Source organism: Nocardia sp. NBC_00508 (assembly GCF_036346875.1).
Classification (GTDB): Bacteria; Actinomycetota; Actinomycetes; order Mycobacteriales; family Mycobacteriaceae; genus Nocardia.
Genome location: NZ_CP107852.1, coordinates 7,256,082 through 7,270,260, shown reverse-complemented (window position 1 = coordinate 7,270,260; position 14,179 = coordinate 7,256,082). Strand labels below are relative to the sequence as shown.

Here is a 14,179-nt window from a genome sequence, read left to right as displayed (position 1 = left end):
TCGGTCTTGATCGTTGCCGGTGTGGCCGCGCTGATGTGGCGGCAACGGCGGTCAGCTGGGCGTGAACTGTTGTTGGAACCAGGCGAGAATCTCGGCAAGGGCGACCCGGGCAGTGCCGGAGTGATCCAGGTCGCCCAGGTTGTGCAGCGTCGCGTTGCCGCTGCGCAGGGCCTGGAGGCAATGCTCGGCATTGGTGTAGGGGACGGCGCGGTCGCCGGTGGCGGCGTAGAGGCGGACGGGCACGCGGGGAGTCCAGTCACAGGTGCCGTCACTATCGGCGAGCGCCCTCGCACCGGCGCCGGTCGGGTCGGCGGCCAATGAGAGGAAGCGCGGCGTCAGCAGCTGCGGCGGGGTGAGCGCCAGTGAGGTCACGATGGTGATCTCATTGTGGGTGCCGTCGAACAGCTGCTCCACCTTGTCGGCGTAGGGCTGCTGGAAGGCTTCGGCCGGATTGCGGTAGAGGTCGTGAATCCGGTCCATCGAGGTGATCCAGTAGGCGAGAAACAGGACCGCCGCGCCCGGCGTGACGCGCCCGTCGAGCGCGGCGGGCGCCTGGACGAACTTCAGGTCGTAGGGGCCGCTGACCGGGGCGAGTGCGGCGACCCCGAAGTCCGGGACCGCTCCGGCTTGTAACGCCTTACCCAGCGCCATCGCGGCGTGGCCGCCTTGGGAGAAGCCGGTCACCAGCACGTTCGGGTCCAGTTCGCGGCGATGTTGCGCGGCCAACGAAGCAGCGGCGCGTAGCAGGTCGGCAGACGCGCTGACCTCGGAGGGAGCATGGGTATAGGGATGCAGGCCCGGGCCGTTCCCGAGTCCCAAGTAGTCCGGAGCGACCGCCGCGTAGCCCACGGCCGCGAACATCACCGCACGCAGCCGGTCGGGCAGGTTGCGGGTATCGACCGATGGCGCGTCGCGCTTCAGCACCATGGTCCCGTGCTCATAGGCGACCACCCGCAGTCGACGAGACTCGCTGCGGGGCAGCACCACCAACCCGGTGGCGGTGGTCGGTTCGCCTTGTGGGGTGATCGTCCGGTAGTCGACGCGGAAGGCGTCGACACCGTTGCGGACGGGAGTAGCGATCCCACCGTCGGCCAACAGCGCCGCCGTTTGTTCCGCAGGCAGACTTACCAGGGCAGTGCTGGACACGATCTCGCCCCGGCTCGGCGGCAGCCCGCGCTCGGGGCTCTCGCATCCGGCGACGGCACCCAATAGGGCGACGACCGCGACCAGACAACGCCTCGGACCGTGCATAGTCGATCCTCCCGATGCTCATCTATCGGTTCGACTCCATCATCGCGCCCGCGATGTGGTGGAGTCTATGACCACGTTCGCGCGGTACCAGCGCCGACCGTGCCACCGCTGGTAATGCCAAGCAGCGGTGGGGACGACGCCACGTCGATGCAGCCAGAACCGTTCGGGCGCAACAAGTTCCGGCCTGCGAGAACCCGGTTCGATCTCGGCCTGCACGATCCCCTCGCCGTCCTCGCGGCGGCGTTCGGCAAGCACGGTTCCGTCCGCATCGACGATCATGGTCGCGCCCTCGAAGTGCCCGCGATACGAGACGGGTAGCCACGGCATCGGACAGGCCAGCTCACCAGCATGGCCTGCATGCACCACCGGTGCACCCACATAGCGGGAGAAGGTAGCCGCGGCATTGCGCGCGGTTGCGGCATTGCGCCGCTCGAGGCGAGCGAACACGCTGTGCGGCAGCCACTTCGGCACCGACCACCATCCGGATCCCGTCATGACCAGATCCACTCGACCGCGCAGCCTGCGCACTGTTCGAGTGCGCATCAGCTCCCAGCAGACGGCAGCCCCGATCCGGTACGCACCGGCGGTCAGCACCCCGTCGTCGTGGCCGCCGATGTAGAAGGCGTTCTCCCACATCGTCGGCAGATCCTTGTCGTGCCGCCCGAGGACACCGGTCGCATCGGCGAGCAGATAGGCATTGCGGACCTGCCCGTCGCCGTCGCGGCACAGAAACGACCCGCCGACCAGCGCCTCGAAGCGGCGCGCAACTCGGCACAGCAGCGCGGTCGCAGCACCGTCGAACGGCAACGCCGCATCGGCCAGCTGATCCAGGAAGCCGATCCCGGTGGAGAAGAACTCGGGCAGGGCGATGATCTTCGCACCGGCCCGGCCCGCTTCATCGGCAAGTCGCTCGCACGCGGCCAGATTCGCCGAAATATCGCCGGGTACCGCGACCAGCTGCACGGCGGCTGCTCTCACCATGAGTAAACGCTACTGCAGAATCGGCGGCATCCTGCGGTTCTTACCCGCACACCGCGGCCATCACGCCCCCGTGGCGCTGCTCTGATCGCATCGAGTGCTGGTTTCCAGATCGACCGGAAGGCGCCCGGGGTGCGGATCGAAAGCCTTCGCCACCGACGCCGATGTCCCGCTCGGCGACGTCGGTCGCTATGTCTGGTACGGCGATGAACAGGGTTTGCCGGTGACCGACAGCCTGGACCGGCCTGCTCTCGGGACCCACCTCGAGTTGGTACCCCCGGACTGCGATCCCACGGATCGTAACGGCCTGCTGCACGTGGTGGAGGGGGACATGGTCGTCGACCTATGGCCGGTCCATGCGCGTGGTCGATCTCAATAGCCCCTGAAACCCTTTTCGCTACTGCGGTGCTGTCGGTGCCCGGCTGACGTCGCGTGCGGAGCCGGATTCTTGCTCTGTTGACTTTCGTGCTCGCGATCGACCTGGCTGGGGCACAGACAACCTCCAGCTCGACGAGCGATAGGTAACCGTGAGCACCGAATGGTAGAGCATGCATGGCTCGCTCGCACGCGACTGCGAGATCGACAACAGCGGAACCGAAGACGCTTGACCTCGACCGCAGTCCGGGGAGGACACTGTGGCCCATGACCGACAACGAAGTCACCACTATCGACGTGTTCGAACTGCCCGCCGCGAACATCGGCGAGTTCATCGAGAACTGGCGCGACCTCGGCGGATACCTCACTGGCGCAGCCGGTTTCCGTGCAGCGCGTTTGCACCGCGCTATCGACTCCGACGTCCGGTTCCCGGTTGTGGACTTCGCGCGCTGGGACACCACCGAGCAGGCCACCTCCGCACTTCAGGACCCCCGAAGGCAGCAGTGGTCGGACGCACTGCCCGCTGACGTCCGCGCCACGACTGCTCTCTACGAAACGATCTACGACTTCCGGCCGCCCACGGATCGCGAATTCGACGGCCCCGGCGTCACCTTCATGAACATCTTCGAGATCTCGCCCGATGCGGTGGACAGCTTCGCCGTCGGGTGGAGCGACCGTGCCCGCCTCATGCGATCAGCTCCGGGTTTCCGCGATGTACGCCTGCACCGCGCCGTCACCGCGGAGGCTCGCTTCCGGCTGGTCAACATCGCCCACTGGGACAGCGTGGCTGCCTGGCGAGCCGCCGCACAGAACTCGACCATGACGGCAGCGACGGGCGCGGCTCGCACGCACGCCACCCCCAACACCGCGATCTACGAGATCGTGAGCGAAGTACCCGGAAGCGCATAGACGCCTATGCGCTTCCCGCTGGCCGACCGCCGCGCCCATCGGGGCACGCTACGGGCCTGCGACCGGGCTCAGGCAGCTGGCCGGTGGATCGACAAGGAAGCAGATGGCCGGGCTGCGGGTGGGGCGATAGCCATCGGGGACTCCGCCCGCCGCGACGATCCCGGTGTAGGTGTCGACCGCGTCGGTGGGATGGCGAGTGCGGCTCGGGTCGGCGCGCACGTCGACGGTGTAGAGGCCGAATCGTGGTGTGTAGCTGCCCCATTCGTAGTTGTCGGTCAGGCTCCAGTAGTTGTAGCCGATGACGTTCATACCGTCGGCCTTGGCGCGCTGGATCCAGTAGACGGTGTCACGGAGATGATCGGTGCGGGTGTAGCCGTCGGCGCGCGGACGGCCGTTCTCGGTGGGCATGCCGTTCTCGACGATGTAGAGCGGCTTGCCCGGAAACCGGCGCGAATAGTGTTGCAGCGCATAGTAGATGCCCTCCGTACGCAACGGCAGCTCCCAGATGTGCGGACCCGGCAGGCTGGGCATCGCCGATCCGGCCGCCGCCGCTATGGACGAGAGCAGCGACTGGGCGGGATCGTAGGCGAAGTAATAGTCGACACCCACATAGTCGAGGCGGTCCGCGATGCGGTCGATCAGCGCACCGTTGACCTGGGCCTCCGAGCCTGCGACATAGCCGACGTTGCTGGTCACCTCCGCGCCGGGCCGGACCTCGTGGATGTAGTCGTAGATGGCATTGTGCGCCTGCGCGATCCGCTCCAGCATCTCGGCCGCGTCGGCGGCGCCCCTGCGGGCCTCGTGCACGATGTAGGCCACCGGCTCGTTCACTGTGACCCACAGCGGATTGCGGGATGCGTAGCGGTCGACAACCGTGCGCATGTTGACCAGCCAGTCGTTCACCATGCCCGGATTGCGCCAACCGCCGCGGTCGACGGCCCAGCCGGGGTACACCCAGTGGTCCAGGGTGATCATCGGTCGCATCCCGGCCCGCACGATACTGGCGATGACCGCGTCGTAGAAACGGAATGCGGCGGGGTCCCAGACCCCCGGCGCAGGCTGCAGCCGTGCCCATTCGATCCCGATTCGGAACACCCGCACGCCCAACGCAGCCGCCATCTGGATGTCCGACGCATGGCGGTCGTAGAAGTCGACCGAATCGTGAAGCTCGTCGTAACTGGGGTTCGCGGCGATGTAACGCGTCCAATTGCTGTCGGGCGCATGGCCTTCGGACTGGAACCCGGAGGCCGCTACGCCCCAGAGGAATCCCTCGTCGAGTGGCGGTAAGGCGGCGGCAGGCCGTATCAGTGGGGTAGCCGGGGAGTGCGTACAGAGCAGCAGAGTCGACGCCGCGGCGGCGAGCGCGGCCAGGACGTACCGACGAAACCTGGATCGCATCGATTCAGGGTAACTGGATACTCGCTTCCAGATCGTCGAAATCCGCATGTCGAGATAGCTACTCGGCTGGTGCGGCACCCCAGAGCTTCGCAGAAGGTGCCCGGCCTATACCGCATTGACCGCGGCTACATGGTGTTTGTCGTTTCGGGGGGAGCGCGCCCCGCGGCGGAACCGGCCGGGTGCTACGCCGAATTCCCGACGGAAGGCGTTGGCGAAGCCGAATTCCGAGGCGTACCCGACCTGGGTGGCAATGGCGCGAGCGGTGCGTCGGTGTCCCGCAGCAGCCGGGCTCCGCTGCTGCGCCGCCACCACGTCAGATAGGCCATGGGTGGCTGTCCGACCATGGCGGTGAACTTGCGCGCGAAAGCTGTCTTGGACATGCCGATCTCGGCACCGAGATCCCGCACTGTCCACCGGCGAGCCGAATCGGTGTGGATGTGATTGAGCGCCGCTGATCGAACGGTGGGCGCCGTTCAGCCCGGTCGCGTGCAGGGGGACCGAGAGCATGACGGCACGACACACCAACAGGGACAGCTGGACAGCGGACTGTGCCGGACGACCGCGCGGCGCTTGCTCGAGCGACTACGCCGAGGGCGAAACGATTACGTGCTGAACCCGATTCGCATCGATAATGTGCCGCAGCAACCGATGTTCGAACCCCCGGAGGGTGACCCGTATGGACGATGTACTGCTGACGCCGCCAGACGCGGACGAGGTGCAGCTGCTGGCGCGCGGCGTGGTGTCGGCCGCGCAGGGGGAGAGCGGTCTGACGCCGTTGCAGCAGTTGCTGATTCCCACGCTGTTCCTGTCCATGACCGGCCACCCGGTCGAGTTGGCAATACTGGAGCCCATCACCGCGCCCGAATTCGCGGTCGGACTGGCCAGGCGCAACCGGATCTTCCGTGCACGGATCGTGCAGACCATGCTGCTGGCGGCGCTGGTGGTGCGCCCGCTGCCGCCGGTCGTCGCGACCCGATTGCGGGAGTTCGCCGACGCATTGGACGTCGACGATGACATGATCGCGGTGGCGCAGCAGTACGCCGAAGGCGCCATCGATCTCGCCGCGGTCGATTTCGCCCGTAACGGATACCTCGGCGACCTCGACCCGCGCAGGCTCACCGCGCTGCACACCCCGAGCCTGGACAGTTCCTGGGACCAAGTCAGCGACGACCCGGGGCTCGCCGCACGCTGGGCGTCGCTGCGCGACCTGCCGGTGGGAACCCTCGGCCGCGGCGTCGCCGACTTCTACCGCGATCGCGGCTTCGTCACCCCCGGTCTGCCCGGTTCGGCGCCACCGCTGCTGGCCCAGCACGATTGGGTGCACGTGCTCGCCGGATACGGCACCACCTTGGAGAACGAGATCGAGGTCTTCGCCTTCATGGCCCGCGCCAACGACGACCCGCGCGCGTTCAGTCTCCTCGCCATGGTGGTCTCGCTCTTCGAAACCGGCTACCTGCGCGCCGGCGCCGGCCTGTTCGAGGCCGACGCAGGCCACCTGCGGACCGCGGGCATGGCCAACCGCCTCGCCGACGCCATGCGCCGTGGCGCCCGCACCCAGGGCAGCCACGACTTCCTCGACCTGGACTGGTTCACCCTCGCCGACCGCCCGATCGCTGTGGTGCGCGACGACATCGGCCTGACGCCCAAGGCATCCGCCGCGGTCGCCGCCGGAGCGGTCGGCCCGTGGGAAGACGGCGGCATCACACCATTCCAGCTACATTCAGCCGAGCGAGCGGCCGAAGCCGATGGACAGGCATACGTCCCATGGCAACCCGACCCCTCGCGCGATTGACGGTGGCCAATGGCCACCAACCTCTCGGCCTCAGCCGTTGACGAAGGTGAGGCTGGTCGCGTCGTAGCGGGTGCCTGCGACCTGCTCGGGCGGGGCGGCGGCCTCGATCGCGGCGAGGTCCTCGGTGGACAGCTCGACGGCCAGGGCCGCGACGTTCTCCTCCAGGTACCGCTGCCGCCGGGTGCCCGGGATCGGCACCACGTCCTCGCCCCGGTGCTGCACCCAGGCCAGAGCGAGCTGGCCGGCGGTGACGCCCTTCGCGGCAGCCAGCTCGTCGAGCTTCGCGACGATCGCCAGGTTCCGTTCGAGGTTGCCCTCGGCGAAACGCGGCTGGCTGCGCCGCACGTCGCTCTCCGCCAGCCTATCGATCGAGCTGTATCGGCCGGTCAGGAAGCCGCGCCCCAGCGGGGAGAACGGGACGAGGCCGATGCCGAGATCGCGGCAGACCGGGGCGATCTCCGCTTCCAAGTCGCGGGTCCACAGCGACCACTCGCTCTGTAGCGCGGCGATCGGGTGCACCGCGTGCGCCCGCCGGATGGTTCGCGCACCGGCCTCGGACAGCCCGAGGTGGCGGACTTTCCCGGCGCGCACCAGCTCGGCCATGGCGCCGACGGTCTCCTCGATCGGGACCTGTGGATCGACCCGGTGCTGGTAGTAGAGGTCGATGTGGTCGACGCCGAGGCGGCGCAGCGACGCCTCGCACGCCTGCCGCACGAAGGCAGCGTCGCCGCGGACCCGGGTCGGCTCGCCGAGGCGGTTGGCGAAGCCGAACTTCGTGGCCAGTACCACCTCGTCGCGCCGCCCGGCGATGGCGCGCCCGATCAGCTCCTCGTTGTGCCCGGCACCGTAGAAGTCGGCGGTGTCCAGGAAGGTCACCCCGAGGTCGAGGGCGTAGTGCAGCGTCGCGATCGACTGCGCGTCGTCGGTGGCGCCGTAGCCGTGGCTCATTCCCATGCACCCCAGGCCCTGCGCGGGGACCGCGAGTTCGCCCAAATGCCGGGTGGGAATGTCGATCATGCCGCTACCTCCTGAGCTCGGAAACATCTGCCCGCGACGCTAGGTGCTGGAGCGCGCTCCATGTCAACCAGTCCTACGGCGACACCGGCCGTGCGGTCTCGAGGCGACCCGGGCAACACCGGCGCGGCCGCATCGGTCCGGGAGTCGAATAAAGCCGGCCGACAGGCTGAAGGATCTCGACGCGATCACCGGCCTGCACGGTGCCTTCGCCCAACTCGCGAGGACTACGCGATCGACACCGGGGATCTCGACGCGGAGCAGACCGCCACTGCATCCGGCGCATCCTCGATTCCGGCAAGCACCAACTCATCCGACACGACACGATCAGGCCGCGGTGAGATCCGAGTCTCCGTTCGGCACTCACCCCGGCTGGTGTCGAGGATCGCGACCTGGGCGACTGTCCGATGCCGTTCCAGTGCATCGCGTTCGAGCGCAACCCGGCAATCTGGGCCAATCGGCTCGTGTCAGCAATCTTCTAGGAAACTTCTGTGGCAAGGTAGTCGACCGTGAAGACAATCCTGATCACGGGGGCAACATCGGGCATCGGTCTCGAATCCGCTCAGCAGCTGGCGGCGGAGGGGAACCGGCTTGTCTTGGTCGGGCGAGATCCGCAGAAATTGTCCGATACGGCGAACCTGGTGCGGTCCGCGGGGGCGGCAGACGTCGACACGCTGGAGTGTGATTTCGCCTCGCAGTCGTCTGTCCGGCAGCTCGCGAAGGCGGTTCTTGCCGCGTATGACCAATTGGATGTGCTGGCCAACAATGCCGGCACTTACCACAAGACTCGAATCGAAACCGAGGACGGTATCGAGGCCACGTTCGCGGTCAACTATCTCGGCGGTTTCCTCCTCACCGAACTGCTGACGGATCTGATGGTGCACAGCGCCCCGTCGCGCATTGTGTTCACCTCGTCGGTCATGCAGTTCGGCGCCACCATGGATTTCGCGGATCTGGGCTTCCGGCACGGATACTCGGGAGAGAAGGCGTACAGCCGCTCCAAGCTGGCAAATGTCCTCTACACCCGGGCGCTGGCGCGACGCCTCGAGGGAACCGGGGTGACGGTGAATGCCTTTCACCCCGGTGCGGTGGCGACCGGAATCTGGGATTCGATGCCGTGGTTCGGACAGCCCTTGGTCGCGGTCGCCAAGCGACTTTTCATGATCTCCGCCGCGGAGGGCGGCCGGGCACTGACCTATCTGGCCACCGATCCTGAAGTCGCCAAGGTTACCGGCTGCTACTTCCAGAAGAACCGCATCAAGGCTCCATCGCGCCTGGCACAGGACGACGCGGTCGGACAGCAACTGTGCGTTATCAGCGCGTCCTTGGTCGGGATGTCCGGGTAGACGCAGTCGAGGACAGCGTTGTCGCCCAGCACAACACAACCTTTGTCGCCGACTGAAGCAGAAAGCAGGGGTCCATGCTTCGTACTCGTTTCGAGTCGATCGGCTCGTACACACCGACGACTGTCCGCTCCACCGAAGATCTGCTCGCCGAGCTGACGGTGCCGAGGTCATTTGATCTGGAGCGAATCACCGGAATCAGGAATCGGCGCGTCTACAACTCCGATCCGAACCGGTATGAATCGTCCTTCGAGCTGGCGTCGCGCGCGATAGAGGACTGTCTGCAGCACTCCGACTACGAGGCCGACGAGCTGGACGTCATCATCTCGGCCTCCATCACTCGGACCCATGGCAAGGAAATCTTCTGTTATGCACCGTCTTTCGCGCTGATGCTGGGCAACGCGATCGGCGCGAACTCGGCGCGTCACTTCGACGTCTCGAACGCCTGCGCCGGCATGATCACCGGGGTAATGGTGCTCGACCGCATGATCAAGGCCGGTGTGGTGCGCAACGGCCTGGTGGTCAGTGGGGAGCAGATCACGCCGATCGCCGAGACAGCGGTCCGCGAGATCAGCGAGCCCTACGACCCACAATTCGCGTCGTTGACGGTCGGGGATGCGGCGGTCGCGGTCGTGCTCGACAACCGCGGCGACGACAACGACGAGATCCACTACGTCGAACTCATGACCGCGGCCGAGGGCGCCGAGCACTGCATCGGTATGCCCAGTGACCGCACCAGCGGGATCGCGATGTACACCGACAACCGCGCCATGCAGAGCGAAGCCCGCTATCAGCAGGCCATCGACCGCTTGGCCGACTTTCTCGCCGATACCGGGCGCACCTGGGAGAGCGAGAAATACGACTACTGGATCCACCACCAGTTCAGCGCTCCGGCCATCGAATACATCTCGCACTTGACCGAACGGCATTTCGGCACGCCGATGCCGCAGGCTCTCAACGTGCTGCACGACTTCGGCAATACGGCTACAACATCGCATTTTCTGGTACTGCACGAACATCTCGCGCAACAAAAGATCCCCAAAGGGTCGAAAATTCTCATGATCCCCGCGGCATCGGGAACTGTCTCCGGATACCTCGCCGCGACCATCTCGCGTTTGGAGGGATGAGCATGGCAACGACGATCATCTCAGCCGCGACGAACTCCGACCTCGACACCGGCAGCTACTTCGAACTGGCTGCTCGCGCGGCACTCACCTGCGTAGAGCGCTCGGATGTCCGCCTCGACGAGATCGGAATGCTGATCAACACTGGTGTTTTCCGGGACAGCAACATCTCCGAGCCCGCGGTGTCGGCGCTCATCCAGAAGCGGATCGGCATGGGACTTGCCTACGAAGCGGGGCGTACCCCCGCTTTCTCCTTCGACCTGATGAACGGCGCCACCGGCTTGCTGCACGCCATCGTGACCGCCGAAACCTTCCTCGCCACTGGCGGTGTGGAGTACGCGTTGCTCGTCGCGGGCGACACCCACCCCTCGACCGAGCGGCGCGTTGCCGATTTCCCTTACACCGCTACCGGCGCCGCGCTGCTGCTCGGAACTTCGCCCAGCGCGGGCGGATTCGGTCGGCTCCATACCTGCGATACCGCCCGCGCGGCCGGCCCGATTGCCTGGGTTGCGCTGGGGGAAGCCGGCACAGGTGGCCGTCACGCGATGTGTATTCGTCCCGGTGCCGAGGACCCGCTCGACCTGGCGACCGCGGCCGTGCGCGCCTGTTTGGACGAGGAAGGGCTCGACGGAGGCGATTTCGCCGAGGGGCGTGCAGTACTGCTGGCTCCTGCACAGGCATCCGGATTCCACGCCCGCTTGGCAGATGCACTCGTCATCACCTCGCACTCGGTCGTGGGTCTCGACCCATCGATCGGTGACCCATACACCGCGGCCCCGGTGCATGCCTACCTGAACGCGCTGCATGCGGGCCTGCTCGACACTGCGCGCACAGTAGTGTTCCTGGCCGTGGACGGGGCATCGGCGGCTTGTCTCGCCTACCGCCCGCGGCTCGCGTCGCCGTCACACCCCAAGGCTCTCGCCTACGGGTGAAGTGAAGAAGTGAGGGCCGGTACCCGCCTGCGCCCCGCAGTGAGTTGACCTAGTGTCGAGACCCTTTCGGTGGCATGGGCGCATGATGCGGGGCGATCGAGTCCGGCAGGTGAACGAGGATCAGGCCGACGGCGGCGATCAAAAAGTTCTGCAGCGCAGCCGAGGACGCGTTCACCTCCTTGTTCGCCCACATCCGGAACCATTCACCGCCGACGGTGAGGAACCCACCCGCGAACAGCATGACCGCCATCGTCCAGCCCAGACTCGACAGTCTCACAGCCACGCCGAGGTCGGCGCGAAGTCGGCGCGGCCGTCCCGTCAGTACTCGGCCCCATACCGCCGCGGCGGCCAGCAGTACGAAGGCGATCAGGAACTCCCAGATCACGATCAGGATGTAGGCGACAAGTGCGACACCGCTGTTGGTGATCGCCCGCCAGTCCGTCCCCGGATTGTGGATCGTCGACCTCATCGACAGCACAGCGGCAACCGCGTTTCGATTTGTGTCGGTGTCCACGCAGTTGGTGATCGCGACGAACAGATAGTAGAACCCGGTGATCACCGCGAGTATCGCCACGGCCGTTCGACGGCTACCCGCGATGTCGAGAACCCGTGCACCACTGTGTCTCATATATCCCTACCTCAGATCGACTGGCATCAAGTTAGGCCGTCGCGGCCTCGGCGTCCTCGATTTCTCGACATGAACGCCGTTGCCGCAGCGGACATTACCGCCAGTAACAGCCAGACGCCGACCATCAGGTCCTCGCCTTGGTACGCCGCACGGACCGCGCCGCACCTCAGCTCGAGCGCAGCAAGTAGCGCGCCTGCGACAGGCAGTCCCGCATGTGCACGCTCCGCCGAGCTGGTCCTGGCGCATGGCACTAACCGACCGGCTACGCCCGGCGTGGAGGTGATGGCCTGCATCCGCAGGGGTTATCGGTGGATGTATCCCAGTGTGTAGGGTGCCTCACCCAGTCGTGGGGCGATCGATTCCCCGCCGAGTGCCTGCCGCAGTACGGCCTGTTCGTCTTGGATGACGTGCATCACGGCGTTGATCAGGGCGAGGTGGGTGAACGCCTGAGGGTAGTTGCCCCAGTGCCGGCCGGTTCGCGGGTCGATCTCCTCGCCGTAGAGGCCCAGAGGGCTGGCGTAGGCGAGGAGTTTCTCGCACAACTGTTTGGCTCGCTTCTTTTCGCCGATCTCCGACAGCGCCGAGACCAGCCAGAACGAGCAGATCGTGAAAGCGCCTTCTTCCCCGGCGCATCCATCATCGGTTTCACTGACGCGATATCGCAAGACGAGGTCGTCTTCGGTCAGTTCGTCGGCTATGGCCAGCACGGTGTTGCGTACCCTGTCGTCGTCGGGGGGCAGGAAACGAACCAAGGGGATGAGCAGGGTTGAAGCGTCCAGCGCCGTGCTGCCGTAGTACTGGGTGAACACCTGTCGGGAATCGACCGCATTCGTGCATATGTCGGCGTGGATTTCATCGGCGGCCTGTTGCCAGCGGTGCGCGCGTTCGAAGTCCTGGTGGATGCGGGCCAGCCGGGCACCGCGATCGGCGGCAACCCAGCACATGACTTTGCTGGAGGTGAAGTGTTGCGGCTTCCCACGAACTTCCCAAATGCCATGGTCGGGCTCGCGCCAAGAGGTGAGGGCGCTTTTGACCGCCCGGCCCAGCAGCGGCCATGCCCGTGCATCGATTTGATCTTGGTGGCGGGCATAGAGATAGACCGAATCCAGCGCCGCGCCCCACACATCGTGCTGGCGTTGCCGGTATGCATCGTTCCCGATGCGCACGGGCGCGGCATTGTCATAGCCGCGCAGGTGGGTGAGAGCCTGCTCGCCGAGATCGGTCTCGCCGCCGATGCCATACACGATCTGCATGTCCCGGACGTCTTCGGCCAAGTCGAGGATGTAGGAGAAGAAGTCGTTCGCCTCCCAGGTGAAGCCCAATGTGTACAGGCCCCACAGCGCGAATGCTGAATCGCGGATCCACGAGTAGCGATAGTCCCAATTGCGTTCTCCACCTGGGGTTTCGGGCAGCGATGTGGTGGCGGCAGCAGCGATGGCGCCGGTCGGGGCGAAGGTCAGGCCCTTGAGGGTCAGCGCGCTCCGAGTCAGCTGGGCTGTCCACGGGTGGTCCGGAAATCGCCCGCCCGCCAGCCAGTGCCGCCAATGGTGGATCGTCCGCAGCAACCGTTCATCGGCCTCCTCAACCGAACGGGGGGCGTCGCGGCTGCCCCAGGAGAGCGCGCAGAAGCGCGTATCGCCCGTCTTCAGCAGGGTGCGGGCGACCGCGTGCGTACCTTCCAGCCCCAACCGCAGGTCGGTGCTCAACGTCAACCGCAGGTCGATTCCGTCGGCACTGGCCTGCGCGAGGTGGTAGCTGTCGACGTACTCCCAGCGGACGCGATGCCTGCCGTAATCGAAGGCCGGCTGACAGTCGAGGCTGAATTGGATCTGGCCGGTCTCACAGTGCACCGTCCGCAGCAGGATGTGCTCGGCGTCGTAGTCGGTGGGAGTCCGACGATGAGCGCTACGGCCGGGTGTCTGGTGCCGCCAGGGCCCGACCAGCAGCACATCGCGCACTGTCGCCCACCCTTCGCCACTGCGCCAGCTCGTCTCCATGACCATCGTGCCCGGGATGTAGCGGCGATCGGTGGGCACAACGAAGTCGGCGGGGGCGAACCGAAATGAGCCGGCGGAACGATCGAGTATGGCCGCGAAGACACTGGGGGAGTCCATGCGGGGTAGACACATCCACTCGATGGCTCCGCTGGGGGCGATTAGGGCAGCGACCTCGCAGTCGGAGATGAAACCGTAGTCGTCGATACGCGGGAACGCCGTGAGCCGCGGCGTGTGTTCGATCTCGTCGTCCATGTGCTGCTCCATCGTCATCTCGGCGCTGACATCTGGCTGGTTATCCACGCGATTGCCTGGTGAACCGTCTTCTTCTCGACCAGGCCGCGAGCGGGATCGGAGACGTGAGCGATGTGGCGTTTCCAAAAGCCCACCACCTTGCCGGTCGGATCGGCAAGCCCTGCGTGCCGCTCGGCCGGTTCGTCC

At 66.2% G+C, this 14,179-nt stretch carries 11 protein-coding genes; 5 read left to right on the top strand and 6 right to left on the bottom strand.

Translation table 11 applies throughout. The features are described from left to right. Positions 1–51: 51 nt before the first annotated feature. Together OHA40_RS32765 and OHA40_RS32760 are read right to left on the bottom strand one after the other, a co-directional pair. The gene (locus OHA40_RS32765) at positions 52–1,251 is read right to left on the bottom strand and encodes a lipase family protein (protein WP_330230666.1); all 1,200 of its coding nucleotides are present in this window, start codon (positions 1,249–1,251) and stop codon (positions 52–54) included. 39 nt (positions 1,252–1,290) lie between these two features. Beyond that, positions 1,291–2,232 (bottom strand): carbon-nitrogen hydrolase family protein, encoded by a 942-nt coding sequence (locus OHA40_RS32760; RefSeq protein ID WP_330230665.1) that lies wholly within the window; start codon positions 2,230–2,232, stop codon positions 1,291–1,293. Positions 2,233–2,871: 639 nt separating this feature from the next. On the opposite strand from OHA40_RS32760, the gene OHA40_RS32755 reads away from it, so the two are divergent. Further along, positions 2,872–3,513: an antibiotic biosynthesis monooxygenase family protein gene (locus OHA40_RS32755; RefSeq protein WP_330230664.1), complete on the top strand. Its 642-nt coding sequence runs from the start codon at positions 2,872–2,874 to the stop codon at positions 3,511–3,513. Positions 3,514–3,561: 48 nt separating this feature from the next. On the opposite strand, the gene OHA40_RS32750 is transcribed toward OHA40_RS32755, so the two are convergent. Further along, positions 3,562–4,911, bottom strand: a complete 1,350-nt coding sequence (locus OHA40_RS32750; protein ID WP_330230663.1) for a family 1 glycosylhydrolase — start codon at positions 4,909–4,911, stop codon at positions 3,562–3,564. A 676-nt stretch (positions 4,912–5,587) separates the two neighbouring features. Between OHA40_RS32750 and OHA40_RS32745 the strand changes: the two genes are divergently transcribed. Then, positions 5,588–6,703, top strand: coding sequence for a hypothetical protein (locus OHA40_RS32745; protein WP_330230662.1), 1,116 nt, complete (start codon positions 5,588–5,590; stop codon positions 6,701–6,703). 30 nt (positions 6,704–6,733) lie between these two features. Here OHA40_RS32745 and OHA40_RS32740 read toward each other — a convergent pair whose 3' ends face one another. After that, the gene (locus OHA40_RS32740) at positions 6,734–7,720 is read right to left on the bottom strand and encodes an aldo/keto reductase (protein ID WP_330230661.1); all 987 of its coding nucleotides are present in this window, start codon (positions 7,718–7,720) and stop codon (positions 6,734–6,736) included. 506 nt (positions 7,721–8,226) lie between these two features. Here OHA40_RS32740 and OHA40_RS32735 point away from each other — a divergent pair. The 3 genes from OHA40_RS32735 to OHA40_RS32725 all read left to right on the top strand — a co-directional run bounded on the left by OHA40_RS32735 (position 8,227) and on the right by OHA40_RS32725 (position 11,116). After that, positions 8,227–9,063, top strand: a complete 837-nt coding sequence (locus OHA40_RS32735; RefSeq protein ID WP_330230660.1) for an SDR family oxidoreductase — start codon at positions 8,227–8,229, stop codon at positions 9,061–9,063. A gap of 74 nt (positions 9,064–9,137) precedes the next feature. Further along, positions 9,138–10,187, top strand: coding sequence for a 3-oxoacyl-ACP synthase III family protein (locus OHA40_RS32730; protein ID WP_330230659.1), 1,050 nt, complete (start codon positions 9,138–9,140; stop codon positions 10,185–10,187). Between the two features lie 2 nt (positions 10,188–10,189). Beyond that, positions 10,190–11,116, top strand: coding sequence for a hypothetical protein (locus OHA40_RS32725; protein WP_330230658.1), 927 nt, complete (start codon positions 10,190–10,192; stop codon positions 11,114–11,116). A 49-nt stretch (positions 11,117–11,165) separates the two neighbouring features. Here OHA40_RS32725 and OHA40_RS32720 read toward each other — a convergent pair whose 3' ends face one another. Further along, positions 11,166–11,744: a DUF2165 domain-containing protein gene (locus OHA40_RS32720; protein WP_330230657.1), complete on the bottom strand. Its 579-nt coding sequence runs from the start codon at positions 11,742–11,744 to the stop codon at positions 11,166–11,168. A 302-nt stretch (positions 11,745–12,046) separates the two neighbouring features. Then, on the bottom strand, positions 12,047–14,011 hold the full coding sequence (locus OHA40_RS32715; RefSeq protein WP_330234463.1) for a glycoside hydrolase family 15 protein: 1,965 nt from the start codon (positions 14,009–14,011) through the stop codon (positions 12,047–12,049). Positions 14,012–14,179: the final 168 nt, after the last annotated feature.

What these genes read in the sequence shown, in the direction of transcription:
- OHA40_RS32765 (WP_330230666.1), bottom strand. Translation starts at nt 1,251, where the DNA reads ATGCACGGTCCGAGGCGTTGTCTGGTCGCGGTCGTCGCCCTATTGGGT.
- OHA40_RS32760 (WP_330230665.1), bottom strand. Translation starts at nt 2,232, where the DNA reads ATGGTGAGAGCAGCCGCCGTGCAGCTGGTCGCGGTACCCGGCGATATT.
- OHA40_RS32755 (WP_330230664.1), top strand. Translation starts at nt 2,872, where the DNA reads ATGACCGACAACGAAGTCACCACTATCGACGTGTTCGAACTGCCCGCC.
- OHA40_RS32750 (WP_330230663.1), bottom strand. Translation starts at nt 4,911, where the DNA reads ATGCGATCCAGGTTTCGTCGGTACGTCCTGGCCGCGCTCGCCGCCGCG.
- OHA40_RS32745 (WP_330230662.1), top strand. Translation starts at nt 5,588, where the DNA reads ATGGACGATGTACTGCTGACGCCGCCAGACGCGGACGAGGTGCAGCTG.
- OHA40_RS32740 (WP_330230661.1), bottom strand. Translation starts at nt 7,720, where the DNA reads ATGATCGACATTCCCACCCGGCATTTGGGCGAACTCGCGGTCCCCGCG.
- OHA40_RS32730 (WP_330230659.1), top strand. Translation starts at nt 9,138, where the DNA reads ATGCTTCGTACTCGTTTCGAGTCGATCGGCTCGTACACACCGACGACT.
- OHA40_RS32725 (WP_330230658.1), top strand. Translation starts at nt 10,190, where the DNA reads ATGGCAACGACGATCATCTCAGCCGCGACGAACTCCGACCTCGACACC.
- OHA40_RS32720 (WP_330230657.1), bottom strand. Translation starts at nt 11,744, where the DNA reads ATGAGACACAGTGGTGCACGGGTTCTCGACATCGCGGGTAGCCGTCGA.
- OHA40_RS32715 (WP_330234463.1), bottom strand. Translation starts at nt 14,011, where the DNA reads ATGACGATGGAGCAGCACATGGACGACGAGATCGAACACACGCCGCGG.